The sequence below is a fragment of the Nocardia cyriacigeorgica genome, assembly GCF_005863245.1.
Classification (GTDB): Bacteria; Actinomycetota; Actinomycetes; order Mycobacteriales; family Mycobacteriaceae; genus Nocardia; species Nocardia cyriacigeorgica_C.
Genome location: NZ_VBUT01000003.1, coordinates 1 through 16,185, shown reverse-complemented (window position 1 = coordinate 16,185; position 16,185 = coordinate 1). Strand labels below are relative to the sequence as shown.

Annotated in this window: 16 protein-coding genes; 7 read left to right on the top strand and 9 right to left on the bottom strand. The window is 65.1% G+C overall.

All coding sequences use genetic code 11. The annotated features are described in order from the left end of the window. Positions 1-8: 8 nt before the first annotated feature. The 3 genes from FEK34_RS06645 to FEK34_RS06635 form a co-directional block, all read right to left on the bottom strand. Positions 9-1,406 carry a DUF4041 domain-containing protein gene (locus tag FEK34_RS06645; RefSeq protein ID WP_212748717.1) on the bottom strand — a complete coding sequence of 466 codons (1,398 nt, stop codon included), beginning with the start codon at positions 1,404-1,406 and terminating at the stop codon, positions 9-11. A 230-nt stretch (positions 1,407-1,636) separates the two neighbouring features. Next, on the bottom strand, positions 1,637-2,185 hold the full coding sequence (locus FEK34_RS06640; protein ID WP_138447004.1) for a GNAT family N-acetyltransferase: 549 nt from the start codon (positions 2,183-2,185) through the stop codon (positions 1,637-1,639). After that, positions 2,178-3,473, bottom strand: coding sequence for a helix-turn-helix domain-containing protein (locus tag FEK34_RS06635; RefSeq protein ID WP_138447003.1), 1,296 nt, complete (start codon positions 3,471-3,473; stop codon positions 2,178-2,180). The genes FEK34_RS06640 and FEK34_RS06635 overlap by 8 nt, the downstream gene beginning before the upstream one ends. A gap of 375 nt (positions 3,474-3,848) precedes the next feature. Between FEK34_RS06635 and FEK34_RS06630 the strand changes: the two genes are divergently transcribed. Both FEK34_RS06630 and FEK34_RS06625 read left to right on the top strand, forming a co-directional pair. Next, complete coding sequence (locus FEK34_RS06630) at positions 3,849-4,151, top strand: hypothetical protein (RefSeq protein ID WP_138447002.1); 303 nt, start codon at positions 3,849-3,851, stop codon at positions 4,149-4,151. A gap of 176 nt (positions 4,152-4,327) precedes the next feature. Further along, positions 4,328-4,756: a VOC family protein gene (locus FEK34_RS06625; RefSeq protein ID WP_138447001.1), complete on the top strand. Its 429-nt coding sequence runs from the start codon at positions 4,328-4,330 to the stop codon at positions 4,754-4,756. Between the two features lie 82 nt (positions 4,757-4,838). On the opposite strand, the gene FEK34_RS06620 is transcribed toward FEK34_RS06625, so the two are convergent. Beyond that, positions 4,839-5,444 (bottom strand): dihydrofolate reductase family protein, encoded by a 606-nt coding sequence (locus tag FEK34_RS06620; RefSeq protein WP_138447000.1) that lies wholly within the window; start codon positions 5,442-5,444, stop codon positions 4,839-4,841. Positions 5,445-5,787: 343 nt separating this feature from the next. Between FEK34_RS06620 and FEK34_RS06615 the strand changes: the two genes are divergently transcribed. After that, entirely contained in the window at positions 5,788-6,201 is a 414-nt protein-coding gene (locus FEK34_RS06615) for a peptidase inhibitor family I36 protein (protein WP_138446999.1), read from the top strand. 322 nt (positions 6,202-6,523) lie between these two features. Here FEK34_RS06615 and FEK34_RS06605 read toward each other — a convergent pair whose 3' ends face one another. The 4 genes from FEK34_RS06605 to FEK34_RS06590 form a co-directional block, all read right to left on the bottom strand. Next, a complete protein-coding gene (locus FEK34_RS06605) occupies positions 6,524-7,591 on the bottom strand; it encodes a fatty acid desaturase family protein (RefSeq protein ID WP_138446998.1) in 1,068 nt (355 codons plus the stop codon). Between the two features lie 237 nt (positions 7,592-7,828). Continuing rightward, positions 7,829-8,848, bottom strand: coding sequence for a phosphotransferase family protein (locus FEK34_RS06600; protein WP_138446997.1), 1,020 nt, complete (start codon positions 8,846-8,848; stop codon positions 7,829-7,831). 8 nt (positions 8,849-8,856) lie between these two features. Further along, entirely contained in the window at positions 8,857-9,972 is a 1,116-nt protein-coding gene (locus FEK34_RS06595) for a hypothetical protein (RefSeq protein WP_138446996.1), read from the bottom strand. A gap of 144 nt (positions 9,973-10,116) precedes the next feature. After that, positions 10,117-11,034 carry a tyrosine-protein phosphatase gene (locus FEK34_RS06590; protein WP_249358834.1) on the bottom strand — a complete coding sequence of 306 codons (918 nt, stop codon included), beginning with the start codon at positions 11,032-11,034 and terminating at the stop codon, positions 10,117-10,119. Positions 11,035-11,255: 221 nt separating this feature from the next. On the opposite strand from FEK34_RS06590, the gene FEK34_RS06585 reads away from it, so the two are divergent. Then, a complete protein-coding gene (locus FEK34_RS06585) occupies positions 11,256-11,873 on the top strand; it encodes a TetR/AcrR family transcriptional regulator (RefSeq protein ID WP_138446995.1) in 618 nt (205 codons plus the stop codon). 32 nt (positions 11,874-11,905) lie between these two features. On the opposite strand, the gene FEK34_RS06580 is transcribed toward FEK34_RS06585, so the two are convergent. Further along, on the bottom strand, positions 11,906-13,069 hold the full coding sequence (locus FEK34_RS06580) for a lactate 2-monooxygenase (protein WP_138446994.1): 1,164 nt from the start codon (positions 13,067-13,069) through the stop codon (positions 11,906-11,908). A gap of 104 nt (positions 13,070-13,173) precedes the next feature. On the opposite strand from FEK34_RS06580, the gene FEK34_RS06575 reads away from it, so the two are divergent. From FEK34_RS06575 to FEK34_RS06565, 3 genes are all read left to right on the top strand, one after another. Then, positions 13,174-14,226 carry an Lrp/AsnC family transcriptional regulator gene (locus FEK34_RS06575; RefSeq protein ID WP_138446993.1) on the top strand — a complete coding sequence of 351 codons (1,053 nt, stop codon included), beginning with the start codon at positions 13,174-13,176 and terminating at the stop codon, positions 14,224-14,226. A 127-nt stretch (positions 14,227-14,353) separates the two neighbouring features. After that, positions 14,354-15,232 carry an alpha/beta fold hydrolase gene (locus FEK34_RS06570; protein WP_212748716.1) on the top strand — a complete coding sequence of 293 codons (879 nt, stop codon included), beginning with the start codon at positions 14,354-14,356 and terminating at the stop codon, positions 15,230-15,232. Positions 15,233-15,604: 372 nt separating this feature from the next. Then, positions 15,605-16,072 carry a hypothetical protein gene (locus FEK34_RS06565; protein ID WP_138446992.1) on the top strand — a complete coding sequence of 156 codons (468 nt, stop codon included), beginning with the start codon at positions 15,605-15,607 and terminating at the stop codon, positions 16,070-16,072. Positions 16,073-16,185: the final 113 nt, after the last annotated feature.

The window sequence follows — 16,185 nt, the reverse complement described above, 5'->3', positions numbered from 1 at the left end:
CCTCGCCATCACTCCGGTGAAGTGTTCTCAGCTGCTTCGAGGCTGCGACGATAATCCACGGCTTCGGCAAGTTCAGCGAACTCCAGGGCCTTGCCCGGCGCCACCTCCTGCAGAAGATCACGCACCTCGGCGGGTGTGGCGTAGAAGAACTCGCGTCGCAGATTGACCCGGTTTACGCGCCTATGCGCAAGTCGGCGATGCAGTTCCGCTTCGATTCCGGCGGCGTCTTCGTCATAGAACTTGAGGTGAACATCAAAGGGAAAAGGCACCGCTGTATTGTTCAGATCGTCGATGCGGTCCTCCGGATCGAACCGTCGAGTAAAGCCGATGTGGATCATATCCTCTCGGAATGCACCGATATTGGAGAGAATATACAAGTGACCGGCAGTCGTGTTCGCCGTCTGGAAGTCGACCCGCTGCCGACGGAACTCTAGTTCTCGCAGCTTTTCGCGCACCTCGTCCGCTTCGGATGCACTTCCTTGCCCGGCGCGCTCGAATTCGGCGAGTGCACTGCGATACCGCTTTTCCTCTCGGTCGATTCTCGTCCGCTCGCGTGCCATCTCCTGCTGCGCCTTGTGCTCTTCCCGTTGGCGGTCACGCTCTTCGCGCTCGAGCTGTTTAAGCTGCGCGACTTGCTCGAGGTGGGCCGCCGTCATCTCCAGTTCGCGATAGCGAAGCCGGTGGTACGCGGGCGCAATGCGCAACTTCATCGTCTTGCCCAGACGTTCGATGGTGAATGCGATCTTGTCGAGCCGCTCCAGCGCCGTGCGCAACTTGTACGGTTTGAGACCACGGACGAGGTTGTCGGCCTCGACGTTGTAGGCGCGAAGCATCAACCTCGAGCATTCGCGGACCAGCTTGCGACCCTCGGTAACCGACCCCTCGACAGCCCAGGTCGTCGAGGCTTCGATCGCACCAGCGTCACTTCGCGCCAACGCCTTTATTTCCCCCCGCAGTATCCGCAGTTGGTCGCGGTAGACTACCGAGTCCGACAGCGGGTGGTGGAATTCGTAGATGCCTATCTCTTGGAGGATCTGATCTTCCCGGGTCTGAACTACTTGTTTGCGAAGCTCGTCCAGTTGCGCTTGCTCACCGGCGACCTGTCTGGCGTACTCGTCGCGCAGCCGCTGTAGCTCGGCGATTTCCAAGCTACCTGTCCGGTTCAATTCGTCGCGTAACCGACGAACTTCGGCCTGCGCCTGCGCGAGCTCCTGCGCCAGCTGTTTTGCGTGTCCACGGACGCCGAACATCGGAACCTTCGCCTCTTGCACGAGACCTTGGTTGCCCTGCCCGCCGTCGGCAGTAGTGCCGGGTTGACCATCAGCAGCCCACTCTGTGCCATTCCCATAGCCGATACCTCGACGGTCCCCAGCATCGGGATTCCAGGCTGGTCGTGTGGAATTCATGGTCCCCCTGCCTATAGATGACGGTTAGTTCTCAGTCGTCAGCTGAGCGCCGCGGCCCGGGCTATTGTAGCTCTGGAGAGCGAATCATGTTCGTTTACTTCATGATTCATCCAGGTCACAGATACGCCAAGCTAGGGGCGCGTGCCGGACCGAAAGGGCGGGTGGACTGCGGGGCGCATGCCCAGCCCAGCAGGTACACGGTAAGAGGGCCATGCGCTACGTCGATCCGATCAGCTCGCCAGCTCGCGTATCAGTACGTCGAATATGGGCGCCCCTTCCCAGTCGGGTCGTAGCACCCCGACCCGGAACCAGCCCCATTTCCGGTACCGCGCGTAGGCGTTCTCGTTCCTCGGATCCACCAGCAGTGTCGCTCGCTGCTCGCGTCGACCACCCAGAAGCTCGTCGTGCAAGGCCCGCGCGTGACCTCGTCCGGTGTGCTCACCTACCACCATGATCTCCGACAGCGCAAATGTCCGTGTCCCGTCCTCCGTCGTGAACTCCGGCTCCTCGTCGTCGAGGTGCAGACCGTTCCACCAGCGGGAACTCGCATTGAGCGGCCATCCCCACGCCTGCCCGACAGCCTCGCCCTCGGAGTACAGCACCACCAGATCGAATCCGGCGCGGCTCGTGTAGGCGTCGAATCGCTGCATGGCCGCTTCCAGTGACTCGAACGGGTCGCCACTCACGATGGATTCCGCATATGCACGCGCGTATACGTCCTGCACCGTGTCACGGATCTCGCGGGCACCCAAGTGGTCGAACCGACGGAATTCATTCAACTGCTGCGCCTTTCGTCGTGACAAGCGCGTCGTAGCGAACCCGGAACTCCTGGCCGTCGGGAACCGCGTCAGCCGAGGCTCGCACCGGCTCGAGCACCTTGAGTGCGCGCGGCGAAGCCAGCCATGTTTCCAGCGCCCCGAGCACTGGGTCCCCCGCCTCGATCGCTGCCTGCACATCACCGGTACGAGCGAGCGACGCCGACCACCACGCTGCTGCGTGCATAGTATTGCTGGGGCTAGCAGGCTCGCCCGCTACGACTTCGAACAGGTTCAGCGCCCGGCCGTGATTTCCGATATCGGTGCAAGCCCTCGCCTCGTGGAACCGAACCTCGGAATGGCTGACGAACCGCAGCCATGTGGGGCACTCGTCCTCCGGTTCGTCGTCGATTGCGTTGTCGATCTCCCGCCAAGCCACCGACATCGCCCGGGCTGCACTACCCGCGTCACACGCTGTCCCGTGGGCCGCAGCCTCGCGTGCAGCGATAAGCGCGTGTATTCGCCCCGCCGGCCGCCGCCGCACCAGATCTCCGGCGCGGCGGGTCAGCGCAAGTGCGTATGACGGGGATACTCGACCGATTCGCGCCAGCGTGATGCTTTGCAGTGCAGCGTTCATGCATGCGTGAACGGTCAGATCATCATCGTCAGCTGTGAAGGCCAGCGACAGTGCGTCGGAGTAGCAACGCCATGCAAGCTGCGTGCGATCCGCATCGTAGGCAAGCCAGCCAGTTTGGACGGCGAGCTCGCCGACCGCGGACATCCATGCTTTCCCGGTCGTATCGTCGAAAACACAACTGTGCAACAAACCTCGAGTGCGCTCCAGCGCCTCAACAGCGGTGGGCAAGAGCCCCGCCCCTCCGACCCTCTGCTGAGTGGCCTCCAGTTCTGCCGTGAAGGCGTTGAGCCGGTCCACATCCGCCATTCCGATGCGGGACGGTGTCCACTGCGGAAACGTCGCGACGGTAAGCGCGGCGGCCTTGCTGAATTCGCGGCGATTCACGTCTGCCTCATCCTCTACGCCTCCAGATGGCGAGTGTCGCGGGGCTACGGCCCGCGGAGCCGACACGGCGAGCGCGAACCGACGCATCTGCTCCGGGCTCAGTTTGGCGAGCCAACTATCGAGGTCGGCAGCACGTTGCGCGCGCACCGGCCTCGATTCGGTGGCACGTTCCCATTTTCGCACGGTGGCAACCGACCACCCGATCTGTTCGGCGAACTGCTCCTGCGTCATGCGGAGTGCAGCGTCGCGCAGAGCTCGTACTTCGACCCTCGTCCAAGTCTCAACGATCATTCGATTCCCCCTGTCCCTGCGATCTAGCGGAAGAGTAGCGGTTCCCTATCACTGCTGTCCCTGGGATTGCGATTGCCGGTCGATGACGCTGGAACCGGCCCTGGCGCCGGGTCGAACCACCCGATTGGGCAGCACATTACGTACCTGACTCGAGCGGACTTCCCCGGCGCCGGGTGCCTGCCATGACACGTATTGAGGAGGCAGTGTGCGCGTACAACCACCTTTGCCCAGGCGAGCAGCACATAACCGGGATATGGACGCTCCGGTCCGGCTGTTTCGGCATCAATACTCGGTCAACATATCGACGTTGGAGCGAGTAGCGGTCGGACTTCGGACCACTCCCAATGTCTTGCCTGCCTACGCCGACTTCGCGCCATGAGCGATTCGATCGCATTCGGCTGGATCGACTACGACACCAGCCGCGCACCCGAATGGGATCGCGCCCAAATCCACCGCCTCTCGCGCCACCTCGGATATCACCTCGTATGGCCGGACACACGGTCGGTGCTCCGAGTGGCCGACCAAGCACGCAACGCCGGGGCCGACCTGGTGATCCTGCCGGCACCCGACCACCTGAGTCCGCTCGAACTCAACGCGGTGATGGGCTTCGCCGACGTGGAAACCGTTGTCCCACGACTCAGCTTCGCCCGCTGGGCTTTTGCGCAGGTGGGACGGTGAGCGCCCTGGTGATGGTGGGTTTCGCCATCGCGATAGGACTACCGCTGCTGGTGATCGCGGCGACGATCTGGTGGCCGCGATGACGGTGCGTGTGTGATGCACGCAACCGTGGACCTCGAGTCGACTCGAGGTTGCACGATGGTTCCCGACACCATATCCGAGAAGGGAAGCGAACCGTGCCGAAACTTGACCGGATCATCGAGTCCGCGTTGTACGTCGACGACCTCGAACGTGCCCGCACGTTCTATACCGATGTGCTGCAGCTGAAACCGATTCTGGACGCGGATCCGTTGTGCGCGTTCGACGTCGGCGGTGACAATGTGCTGCTGCTGTTCCGCCGCGGCGGATCGCTCGAGCCGAAAGTGCTGCCAGGACCGGGTCTGCCGAACGGTGAGATCCCGCCCCACGACGGCAGTGGTCGGCTGCATGTGTGCTTCGCCGTCTCCGAGGACGAATTGGCCGAATGGGAAGCTCACCTGAGCGCGAACGGCATCCCGATCGGAGGCCGGACCAACTGGGCGCGTGGCGGACGCAGCATCTACTTCCGCGATCCCGACGAGCATCTTCTCGAACTCATGACGCCGGGTAACTGGCCGACCTACTGAACCTCCTGAACAGCGCAAGAGCCCATGGTCAGACGACGGGTCCGCCGGCCTGGGACGCTCCAGACCGGCGGACCCGCGGACCTCACGCAGGCCCGCCGAGCGGCGGGTGCTCGAGCACCCGGGGCTTGTACTCGACCAACTGAATGCGGCCGTCGAACGTGCGGTGCTCCGTCATCTCGAGGGCGACGTCGGGATAGCCGTCATAGATGCGTTCCTCGCCCGTCGCCCCGGTGATCACCGGGAACATCACGACGCGGAAGCGGTCGACGAGTCCGGCTCGAAGCAGGGATCGGCTCAGGCTGAGGCTGCCGATCGTGCTGAGGATCCCCGAGCCGTTCGCCTTCATGGCGCGGACCGTCTCAACGGCGTCGTCGCGGATCAGCGTGGAGTTGGCCCACGTCAGCGGCTCCTCGAGCGACGAGGAGAACACCACCTTCGAGGCTTGCGTGAGCTCATCGACCGACGCCTCTTCCTCGGGCCTGAACTCGTCTTGACCATCCGGGACCTGACCGGCGGCGAAGCCGGACATCAGTCGGTAGGTGTTCGCCCCCATCAGGTAGGTGACCTTGGGCTGCTCGCCGAGCCACGCGAGATACTCCGGGCCCTCGAGCCCCCAGAACCCGGGCCATCCCTGACCCGATGCATAGCCGTCGAGCGAGGTGATGAAGTCGACGACAAGCTCTGCCATGGTGGTGTCCTTTCTATCGTGTCACGAGCTTTGACGGACCGGGAACCGCAAACTCATCGGTACTTCTGAGGGGTAGCGAGAACCCTTCACTCTCCCATCCATCAGCATGGCGTTCCATTGCCAAGATCATGGGAGCGCTGGCCGCCATATCTGTCCGACCAGCTCCAGCTCAGCATGAGTAGTGCTTACGCTGCTATGTCTCGATTCGCCACACATACCCCCGACCGAACGTCTGAGTTCACCCTGATCAGCCCGAGCGACCCAGCCACGTTGCCGATGGCTACGAATCTCTCAACGATGCCGCCGCGGCAATACTGACTGCTCTACCGACAAAGGAGTAGCTATGCATCTGCGTCGCACTATTTCAAGCCTGTCGGTCATGGCATTAGGCGTGTCTGGTGCGCTCTTCACGGCAACACCGGCTCGGGCGGAGGAAGGCTACGACCGGTGCCCTGCTGGCTACTACTGCATGTTCTCGGGCCTCGACGGCACCGGCGACATGATCAAGCTGACAAGAAGCACGCCAGACCTCGCGGTCTTCGGTATGAATGACTTGGCCAAGTCCGATTGGAACCGGACGAGCTCGAAGATCCACCTCTGGTCAGATGCGCGATACACCGGCTGCACGGCCGTGACCGATTCGGGCCCCACGGGCAAAGGTAACTTCTTCCCCGCCTACCGAGATTTCTTCAGCTCGGTGGGGTTCGGTGGCCCAGCCGGCCCGCCATGCGGCGGTCCAGTGGATAGTTCGGAATAGCGGCGCACCTCAGCGATCCTCAGTTCCATGCTGCAGCAGCTCGGCGAGTTCGCGTGGGACTGCAGTCCGATCGCCGGATTCTCCTGTGGTCGAGGCAGATCGCCACGATCACAGGATACGGCCGACGCACTGCTGAAACTCATCAATCGGAATCGACGTCGGCTCGAAACCTGCTCTCATCGAGGTGGAGGCCATGGAGCGGGCGCCGGCCCCTACTCCGGAGGTCTTGTGGCACAAGCCGTCCGTGCTCGGGTCAGCCTGGCTGCGAGGAACATCCCTCGGCAGGCTCGGTGAAACATTGAGCGCGGCGGCGGGCTTCAGCTCAGAGTTCGGCCCCGGTCTCACGATCTCCCCGCAGCGGCGCACCGACGTGATGCATATGCCTGAGCGCCTCACGATAGGACGCGATCAACCCCGTCTCGTGATACGGCACGCCGATTTCCGCGCAGTAATCACGCACGATGACTTGGGCGTGGCGCAGGTTCGGAGTCGGCATGCTGGGGAACAGGTGGTGTTCGATCTGATAGTTCAGACCGCCGAGGGCGACGTCGGTCAGGGTGCCGCCCTTGATGTTTCGTGAGGTCAGGACCTGGCGGCGCAGGTAGTCGGGGCGGTCGTCGCCGGTCAACGTCGGCATGCCCTTATGGTTCGGGGCGAAGATGCAGCCCATGTACACGCCGAACAGTGCTTGATGGACCGCGAAGAATGCCAAGGCCTTATCGACGGGCAGGACCAGGAACAGAGCGGCCAGGTACGCGGCGAAGTGGCCGACGAGCAGGGCGCCCTCGAGAGCGCGGTGTTTGATCGAACGGCTTCGCAGTGCCCGCAGCCCCGCGACGTGCAGGTTGACGCCTTCCAGCATCAGCAGTGGGAAGAAGAGGAAGGCCTGCGCCCGCCCGATGAGGCGCGGCAGACCACGGCTGGCCCGCGCCTGCCGTTGCGACCAGACGAGAATGTCGGGTGCGACATCCGGGTCGAGTTCCTCGTGATTGGGGTTGGCGTGGTGACGGGTGTGCTTGTCCTGCCACCAGCCGTAACCCAAACCGATCCCGGCATTGCCGACGACCCGGCCCACGATTTCGGCCGGCCGGCGCAGCCGGAAGACCTGCCGGTGCGCGACATCATGCATGACGAGCGCTACCTGAGCGAACGTCACGGCCATGAAGCCCGCGACCGCCATCGTCCACCACGAGTCTCCGACCAGCACGAACACCACCCACCCGGCCACGAAGGCGACCCCGACGAGACTGAGCCGCGCCACGTAGTAGCCGGGACGCCGGTCCATCAGACCGGCCTCGGAGATGCGTCGCAGCAGCGGGCCGTAGTCGCCTCCGGCACCGCGCCGCGATGAGGATGGGGAGGTCTCCTGGATCAGCGCCGGTGTCGTCATAGCTCTCCTGAGAGTCGAACGGAACTCACCGCCAACCGCTGCTCGAGCCAGCCGCTTTATCAACCGGAGCCCTGATCCCGGTTCGCGCCTCGAGTGGATTCTGGTGCGGGTGGTGATGTCGATACCCCGACGCTATGCGCGTAATTCTCGTTCGACGTAATCCCCTGGTATGACGACGGATCGCACCGCAGAGTGAGATCGCGCCACCGGTAGACCTTCGCCCGAGCGACAACTACTTCACGACAGCAGCTGTTCGATCCGGGTGGTGCAGAAGCCGGTGATGTCCATCTCCGGCGGCAACCGCACGCGATGGGCCATGCGCAGCAGCGGAATCGACAGGAGCACCGCGGCAAGTATTTCGTTGTAGCGCAGGTTGTGCACACGCATGCCGCTGCGCTGCTCGTAGTAGGCGATGGTCTCCTCGCGTGTGGGTGTTCCCGTGAGCCGCGGGTGGCCCTCGTACTCGCTGGACGCCCAGTCCAGAAACAGCATCCAGGCCAGGTCGGCTTCATGGTTGCCCAGATAGGCGATCTCCCAGTCGAGCACGCCGGAAACGCGATACTCGGTGTCGTAGAGGATATTCGACATACGAGCATCACCCCAGCACAGGGTGAGCTGCTCGGGTTCGTACGCGTGCACCCGCAGATGGTCGATCGCGCGACGGTAGGTTTCGGGCTGTGGGCCGCCACACGCCCACGTCAGAGCCGTGTCCAGGTAGTCGACCAGGTGTTGCGTGGAGGCGGTGCCACGATCCGGGCAGCCGAGGAAATCCAGCCGCAGCTTCTGCCAATCCAGTCGGTGGATCGCGGCAATGGTGTCCACACAGCCCCACCACATGCGGGCACGATCGGCGGGACTCGCCTCGAAATAGTTTCCCGCGACATGGTAGGAGGGGAAGTCGCTGGGCGCCTCACCGCCGAGACGGCTCATCACGAAATACGGGCTACCCAGGGCGGCGGTGCCGCGATCGAGCCAAGCCACCGCCGGGACCGGGATCTCGGTGTCCGCCAACCGCTGCATGACGAGCACCTGGCGCAGCAGATCGTAGTCCGGGAACAGGGGCTCCTCCGGTGGACGGCGCAGTACGAGGGGAACGGTCCGGTCGCCGCTGTCGGCCTCGAACAAATAGGTCTCGGTCGCGAATCCTCTGGTGGTGCGCGCGAATTGCCCGATGCGTGCCTGGGCGCTGCCCGGTAGCTGCTGCCGGAGTATCGGTTCGAGCAGTGCCGGAATGCCTTCCGGCTCCGGTCGTGCCATGGCTGTCATCAGTACCCTTCGTATCCGTAGAGGGCGTTGCGACCCAGGAACACCATCTCGACCAGCCCGTAGCCGACCTTGCCCTCGGTCTCGACGCGGCAGAACGTCTCGCTGAGCATGCTCGCCTGTTTCAGGTCCGTAGTGTCGGTGAGGTCGACGACGAAATGGTCGCTCCAGGACTCACCCCGCCACATGCCGGAGGCGTAGCCGCGATAGGTGTCGTAGCCGGCGACACCAGGCCAGAAGTCCGATAACGGCGTGATCGTGTACTCGGCCTTGCGCCCATCGGCGCCGCGGACGATGAAGGAGCCGCCGCTGACGATGCGGAAATCGTCACAGAAGGTCAATGCGTGCTCGACGTCGACAACCGCGACGACCGGATTGCCGGAGTCCGGCTTCGGCAGAATAGTGCCTTCGAAGTGCCAGCGTTGTCCGTCGGCGGTCTCCCGTTGTGCGAAGTGCACCAGCTCGTCATCGAACTCGAAGATGCCCATGTAGTAGAGCACGCCGTCGGGGATCTCGCTGGGCTGCAGGTTGTCCCCCTCGCCGAGACTGCCGCCGCCACCGCCGTGGCGGGTGCCCCAGGAGTGGTCGCGACCGAACCACCAGGTCTCCGGATCGATCTCATATCGGCGGCCGTCGGCCTCCAGCCAGCCGCTGATCCGGCCGTTCTGGTAGTACCGGCGGGCATCCTCGCGGACCCGGCCACGGCTGCGGAAGAACGCGGGTTCTTGTTCGTAGGCGGCGAATTCGCCCTCGAAGTCGAGTTGCAGTGCGATACCGGAGTCGTTGTCATCGAGGGTGGCGCGTACCTTGCGCAGCGGTTCGACAACCTCATAGCGGTAGGGCCCGACCTGCCAGGCGCCGAGGCCATCGTGGCGGCCGCCGATCTCGCGGGACATCCGCACGACGTGCGCCTTCTCGTTGCCGACGGTGATCATGGCATAGGCGTCGATGACATTGCGGTTGGGGTAGCGCGCCATTCCGGTCATGACGCTCACCGATCCGGTGGTGTCGAATCCGTACATGACCACTCGTTCGGTCCAGCGCAGGTCGCTTTGCAGGACATGGTCGAATGTGGTGGGCAGTTGGTGACAGAGCAGCTCGTCCTGGGGAGTCAGCATGTCGGTGACTTTCTCTCGGATGGGTGCGCCGCGCCGGGTGGGCGATGTGGCGTATCGGGCGTGAAATTCACTGCAGGTGAAGACCGTTCGGATCAGATGATCGGCAGGCCGACGCGGTATGCGACCGCGCCGACCGGGCACGGATCAATCCACGAGTTTGGCGCGCAGCTTCGACACGGTGTCGTCGCTGAGCCCGAGGCCGTCGGTGAGATATTTCTCGACCGAGCCGTAGGACTGATCCATTTGCGCCAGTCCGGCTTCCAGGAATCCGGCTTCGACTCCGAAGATCGGATCGAAGATCTTCGCCGCCTCTTCGCCGTATCGGGCCACGATCGCGTCCCGGCGTGCCTTGATCGATGCCGCCGCGTATTCGTTCGACAGCAGGAAGTCCGACATGATCGTCTCGCGCGAGACGCCCGCCAGTCCGAGCAGGGTGGCCGATACCCAGCCGGTGCGATCCTTGCCCATTTCGCAGTGGAAGATCTGGCGGCCGTCGGTGTGTGCCAACTCGGTGAGCAACTGCCCGATCGCTGCTCGCTCGGACGCGCCGGTCACGAACGTTCGATACACCCGCTGTGCGAGTGCACGGGCTTCGTCCGGTGTGCGCAGACCGGACGCTTCTTCCTCGATATTGCCACCGAGGATGGGGATATTGCGATAGGTGACGCCGGGCGGCAGCCGATCGGGCGCCTTCTCGATCTCGGACGGGCCTCGCAGATCGTAAACGACCTGCACGCCAAGCGATGTCAGGGTGGCCAGGTCGGCGTCGTCCGGATCGACGATATTGGAACGATAAACGACCCCCCGATTCACCCGCTTTCCATTCGCCGCCGCGTACCCGGCGCCGGTACCACCGACATCACGGAAGTTGTCCACCGATTTCAGCCGGGGCGCCTCGGGGACGAGCGGGCCATCGGAACTACCTGAGCTACTCGCTGATCCGGTATCCAGACCCGGTATCAGCGGCTCGGCGCTCGCGCCGGCGTACCCGCCGAGTAGTAGCGCCCCTGCCAGGAAAACGGAACAGGACGTTCGTGCGCGCTGGTGGATGCGATGTGCCATGAGGATCCCTTCGGCTCAACGGTCCGGGCAAGCACCGACCGGGCGGAGCGTGTGCGCGGCATCGGACATGCGTGACTCCACGGCTCGCGACAGCGGTCGGGCGGTACCCGGATGACACGACGTGAGCGCCGTGCCGCAGACCCCAAATTGCCGTTACAGAGTGTAACGACGGGGTCGTGACACAATGTAACGACGAACACAGTCCAACGCAAGGGGTACCGGTGACGAAACGACGGACAGACGGACATCGACTCGGCTCCAAACGCGATTCCGCGGTCGACTCCGCCGTGCTGGACGCAACCCGGCGCCTTCTCGTCGAACGGGGATACAACGGCACGTCGATCGACGCCATCGCCAAGCTCGCCGGCGTCGGCCGGCCGAGCATCTATCGACGCTGGCCGTCCAAGGCCCACATCGTCAACGACACCATCTACCCGTCCGTCCTCCCGGAACTGGACCCATCCGATGACTTCACCACCGAGATCACCCGGTTGATCACCGGCGCGGTGACGGTATTCGCCGACCCCGCGGCCAGGGAGGCCGCGCCGGGACTCATGAACGAGGTACGGACCGACACGGCCTTGCACGATGCCCTGATCACCGGCCAGTTGGCATCGTTTCGCGGCGAACTCGCGCGCCGGATGGAAGCGGCCGCGCAGCGGGGCGAGGTCCGCGCGGGACTCGACGTGGACATCCTCATCGACGTCATCGTCGGCGCCGCGGTCTTCGCGCTGTCGGTCCGCGATGTCGAGGATCTCGACGCCCTGGCCTCCGGCCTGACACAGGTGCTGCTGCACGGCATCCTGACCGACGGACCGGGAGGCGACACCGCTCCCTGATCCGCGGTGATCGCCGGGCCCGGCGGTTGTGATCAGACGCGCCGCATGGCCTCGGGAGTGAGCTGGGCCAGGCTCGGGTATCCGTCGACGGCCATGATCAAATCAGCTTCGGCGAGGATGCTGCGCAGCACATGCACGATGCCGGCCTCCCCGCCCAGCGCGAGCCCATAGGCGTACGGGCGGCCGATGCCGACAGCGGACGCGCCGAGCGCGAGAGCCTTGATGACGTCGGCCCCGCTGCGCACGCCCGAATCGAACAGCACGGGCAGCCCGTCGGCGGCGTCGACGATCTCGGGCAGCACATCGAGCGCGGGCAGCCCGCCATTGGCTTGGCGCCCACCATGATTGGAGCAGTAGATGCCGTCGACACCGCCGTCCTTGGCGCGGCGGACGTCCTCGGGGTGGCAGATGCCCTTCACGATCAACGGCAGATCGGTCAGCGACCGCAACCACGGCAGGTCCGCCCAGGTGAGCGGATTGCCGAAGACCTGGACCCAGCGCAGCACGGCGCCTCGCGGGTCTTCTTCGGGCGTGCGATCGAGCGAGGCGCGGAAGACCGGATCGGAGGTGTAATTGGTCAGGCAGTGGCCACGCAGCTGCGGGAAATTGCTGGTCGAGAGGTCGCGCGGGCGCCAACCGGTGATCCAGGTGTCGAGGGTGACCACGATGCCCCGGAAGCCCGCCGCTTCGGCGCGGCGCACCAGGCTCTCGGCCAGGTCGCGATCGGTCGGGGTATAGAGCTGGAACAGGCCGGGCGTATCGCCGAGTTCGGCGGCCACCTGTTCCATGGGGTCGACCGACAGGGTCGAGGCGACCATCGGCACGCCGGTGCGAGCGGCGGCCCGCGCCGTGGCGAGATCGCCGTGCCCATCCTGCGCGCACAGCCCGATCACGCCGATGGGTGCCATGAATACCGGTGCGTCCCAAGTCATTCCGAACAGCTCGATCGAGAGATCGCGCTCGCTGGCGCCGACGAACATGCGTGGCACGAGTCCCCACCGCTCGAAGGCCTCGACATTGGCTCGCTGAGTGCGCTCGTCGCCGGCACCACCCGCCACATAGGACGACAGCGAGGGCGGCAGGACCGCCTGCGCCTTGGCCTCCCATTCGGCGAAGGTCATCGGGAAGTCCGGCATGATGCCGCCGAGCCCGCCGAAGTAGATCTCGTTCTGATAGGTGCCGTAGGCCTGCCGCATGTCGCGATTCCTTTCCGTTCGATACGCTGCCGAGCACGCAGTGCCCGCGACAACAGTGCGATACTCCGCAAGACGACGTTTCAGATCGCAGGAATCAGGTCTAGATGGACAGCAGAACGCAGGATTCGTACCGATTGCTGAGTGAGAGCGATCTGGAGCTCATCCATGCCCTGCAACTGCGGCCCCGCGCGTCGTGGACGGAATTGGGCAGCGCGCTCGGCGTCGATCCGGTCACCGTCGCCCGCCGCTGGCAGCGCCTGTCCGATCGGGGCGAGGCGTGGGTGTCGATGTCGCCGGGGCCGCGACTGCTCGACCAGATCTGCGTCGCCTACCTCGAGATCGACTGCGCGGGCAGTCCCGCCACCGTCGCACGCACGCTGAGCCGGCACCCGCACATCGTGACGCTCGAGCATTCCGGCGGCGATCACGACCTGCTGGCGACGGTGGCCATGCCGGATCTGCATGCCATGTCGCAGTATGTGCTCGATGTCCTGCCCGCCGTCCCCGGCGTGGTCGCCCTGCGGCACCGGATCGCCACCCACATGTTCGCCGAGGGCGGCAGCTGGCGCATCGACGCGCTCACTCCCCGGCAGCGCGCCCAACTCGCCGCGGGCGATGAGCCACGACCGGCCAGACGCGCGCAGCCGGCGATCACGCAGGCCGACCGCGCACTGCTGGCCCTGCTGGCGCGTGACGGCAGAGCCTCGTTCCAGTCGCTGGCCACCGCCCTCGACACCAACGCCGCCACCGTCAAACGGCGCCTCGATCAGCTGCTGCGCCTCGGACTCCTGCGGTTTCGTTGCGATTTCGCCCGTCCGCTCGGCGGATGGCCGGTGGCGGTGACCCTGTGGGCGCGAGTGCCGCCCGCCCAGCTCCCCGACATCGGTCAAGCCCTCATCCAGCTGCCGGAAACCCGCAACTGCGCCGCCGTCAGCGGAGCACACAACCTCATCGTCCAAGCCGGCCTGCACAGCATCGCCGACGTGCTGCGCTGGGAAACCCAGCTCGCCACCACCCATCCCGCCCTCGACATCGCCCAGCGCGCCATCACCCTGCGCCACGAGAAGCTGCTCGGCCGGCTCCTCGACCCGCTCGGGCGCTCGATCGGCACGGTCGCGCCGGATATCTGGCTTCCGCCCGCCGAAGTCGGCCCATGAGCGGGCTCGGAACGCCGGCGTGCCGATCGACAACCCGAGGCCCGGTGTCGCATCGAATGCGCCTCGCGCCCAACCATCGGATTTCCTCGCAACCGGCAGATACCGCTAACGATGTCAGGAGAAAGCAGTGAGTCCAGCCGAACCCAGGCGACCGATCGGCGAGTTCCGCACCGTCGCAGCCGGAACCATCCACCTTCGCCAGGACGGCCCCGCCGACGGCAGGCCGGTGCTGCTGCTGCACGGTTTCGAAGGATCACTGCACTGGTGGGATGCGGTGACGCCATTGCTCGCCGATACCCATCGCGTGATCCGCGTCGATCTGCTCGGATTCGGTTGCACCGGAGGCGATTCCGGTTTCGATCAGGTTTCGCAGGGCCGGATGCTGGCCGCGGTGCTCGATGATCTCGACGTCGACGATGTCATCGCCGTCGGGCATTCCTGGGGCGCGGACGCCGCGCTCGGCCTGGCCGAGCTGTCCGAACGGGTCGGCGGAATCGTCATCGTCGACCAGGCTCCCGACTACGACGGCATCCGGCTCCCGGCCGGACTACAGCTGGTGGTGTGGGAGCCGATCGTGCGGCTGGTGCAACGATTCGCACCGGACGCGGTCCTGCGATATATGTTCGCCCAGGGATTCGCGCCCGGTTTCGACCTCGACACCGCGGTGCCCGACTTCGGCCAATGCCGCCGCGACTTCCGCGACATGTCGGCGCGCACCGCCCGTGCCGCGCTGATCGACCGCCGCCGGGCATTGACCAGCCGGCCCCTCGACGTCCGGATACGCACACTCGACCTGCCCACCCTGGTGATCCACGGAGCCCTGGACCAGCTCTACGACGTCGACCGCACCCGCGCCCGATACGTCGCCGCCGGGGCGTCATTCGCCGTCATCGATTCCGCCGGGCACTCCCCGAATATCGAGACCCCCGGCGAAGTAGCGACATTGATCCGCGACTTCGCCGCCGAGGTCGAACCGAACGCCGAGGAAACCGTGCCGGCCGAGTAAGGCGAGAACCGCCGCCCCTGCCTGTCGCACCGCGGACGCACACCGCACACCCGACAGTAGCCCGCCACGTGCTGTCGCCCGGCTCGGATCTCGCGAGGCGATCGGCATCACGCGGGGCCGGGATAGCGCGGACGTCGAATCCATCCGTCGCGAACTCGCGGCCGCCCGTTCCGCCGCCGGGTGAGCGGCATCGGGCAACACCGCCCGCCCGCGGTGAGAATCCGCTGGCCCCCTCGCCGCGCCCCGACCACGACGCATCGCCACAATGGCACGTCGATCGAGGTTTGATAGGTTACACATCTTGTGGGATCTACAGCGCCCTGGTGGGGGACAAGCATCATCGCGCTCGGCGGGTCCGCCTTCGGCGTTGTCGTGACGAGCCTGCTCGCCATGCTGAGCAGGAGTACCGAGAGGCGACGGCTGTCCAGAGACGACAAGCTCGCTGTTTATCCCCGATTGGCCGGAGCGAGTCGCGCGCTGGCGAACATCCCGGTCTGGCCGCGCGACAGCGAAGCCGTGGACCGAGAATGGCACAGCGTACTCGAGTACGCCGAGCAGGTCGCGTTCCTCGGATCAGCGCGCGTCAATGCTGCCGTGGAAACCCTCATGGAAGCGGCGAAGAACCATCGCAACCTTGTTGCCGAAATTCAGCACGACAGCAGACCCGGTCACCGTGACAGCGTCGACCGACGTTTTCAGGAGCAGTACACGACCTCGGTTGCCGGCCTGCGGGCGGCGATCGACAATTTCGTGCGAGCGGGCCGTAACGAACTCGAGATCCGCGGCACCTACCGGCCCATCGAAGGCGAGGCAGAACAACTCGGCGTCAGCGCACCATGACCGCTGACCAGCCCATGGCGAAAAACGCTGAGCCCCAACAGTTCCCCGCCGCTCATGATATGATTCGGCGCCAGCAAGCCAGCAAGCCAGCAAGCCAGCAAGCCAGCAAGCCA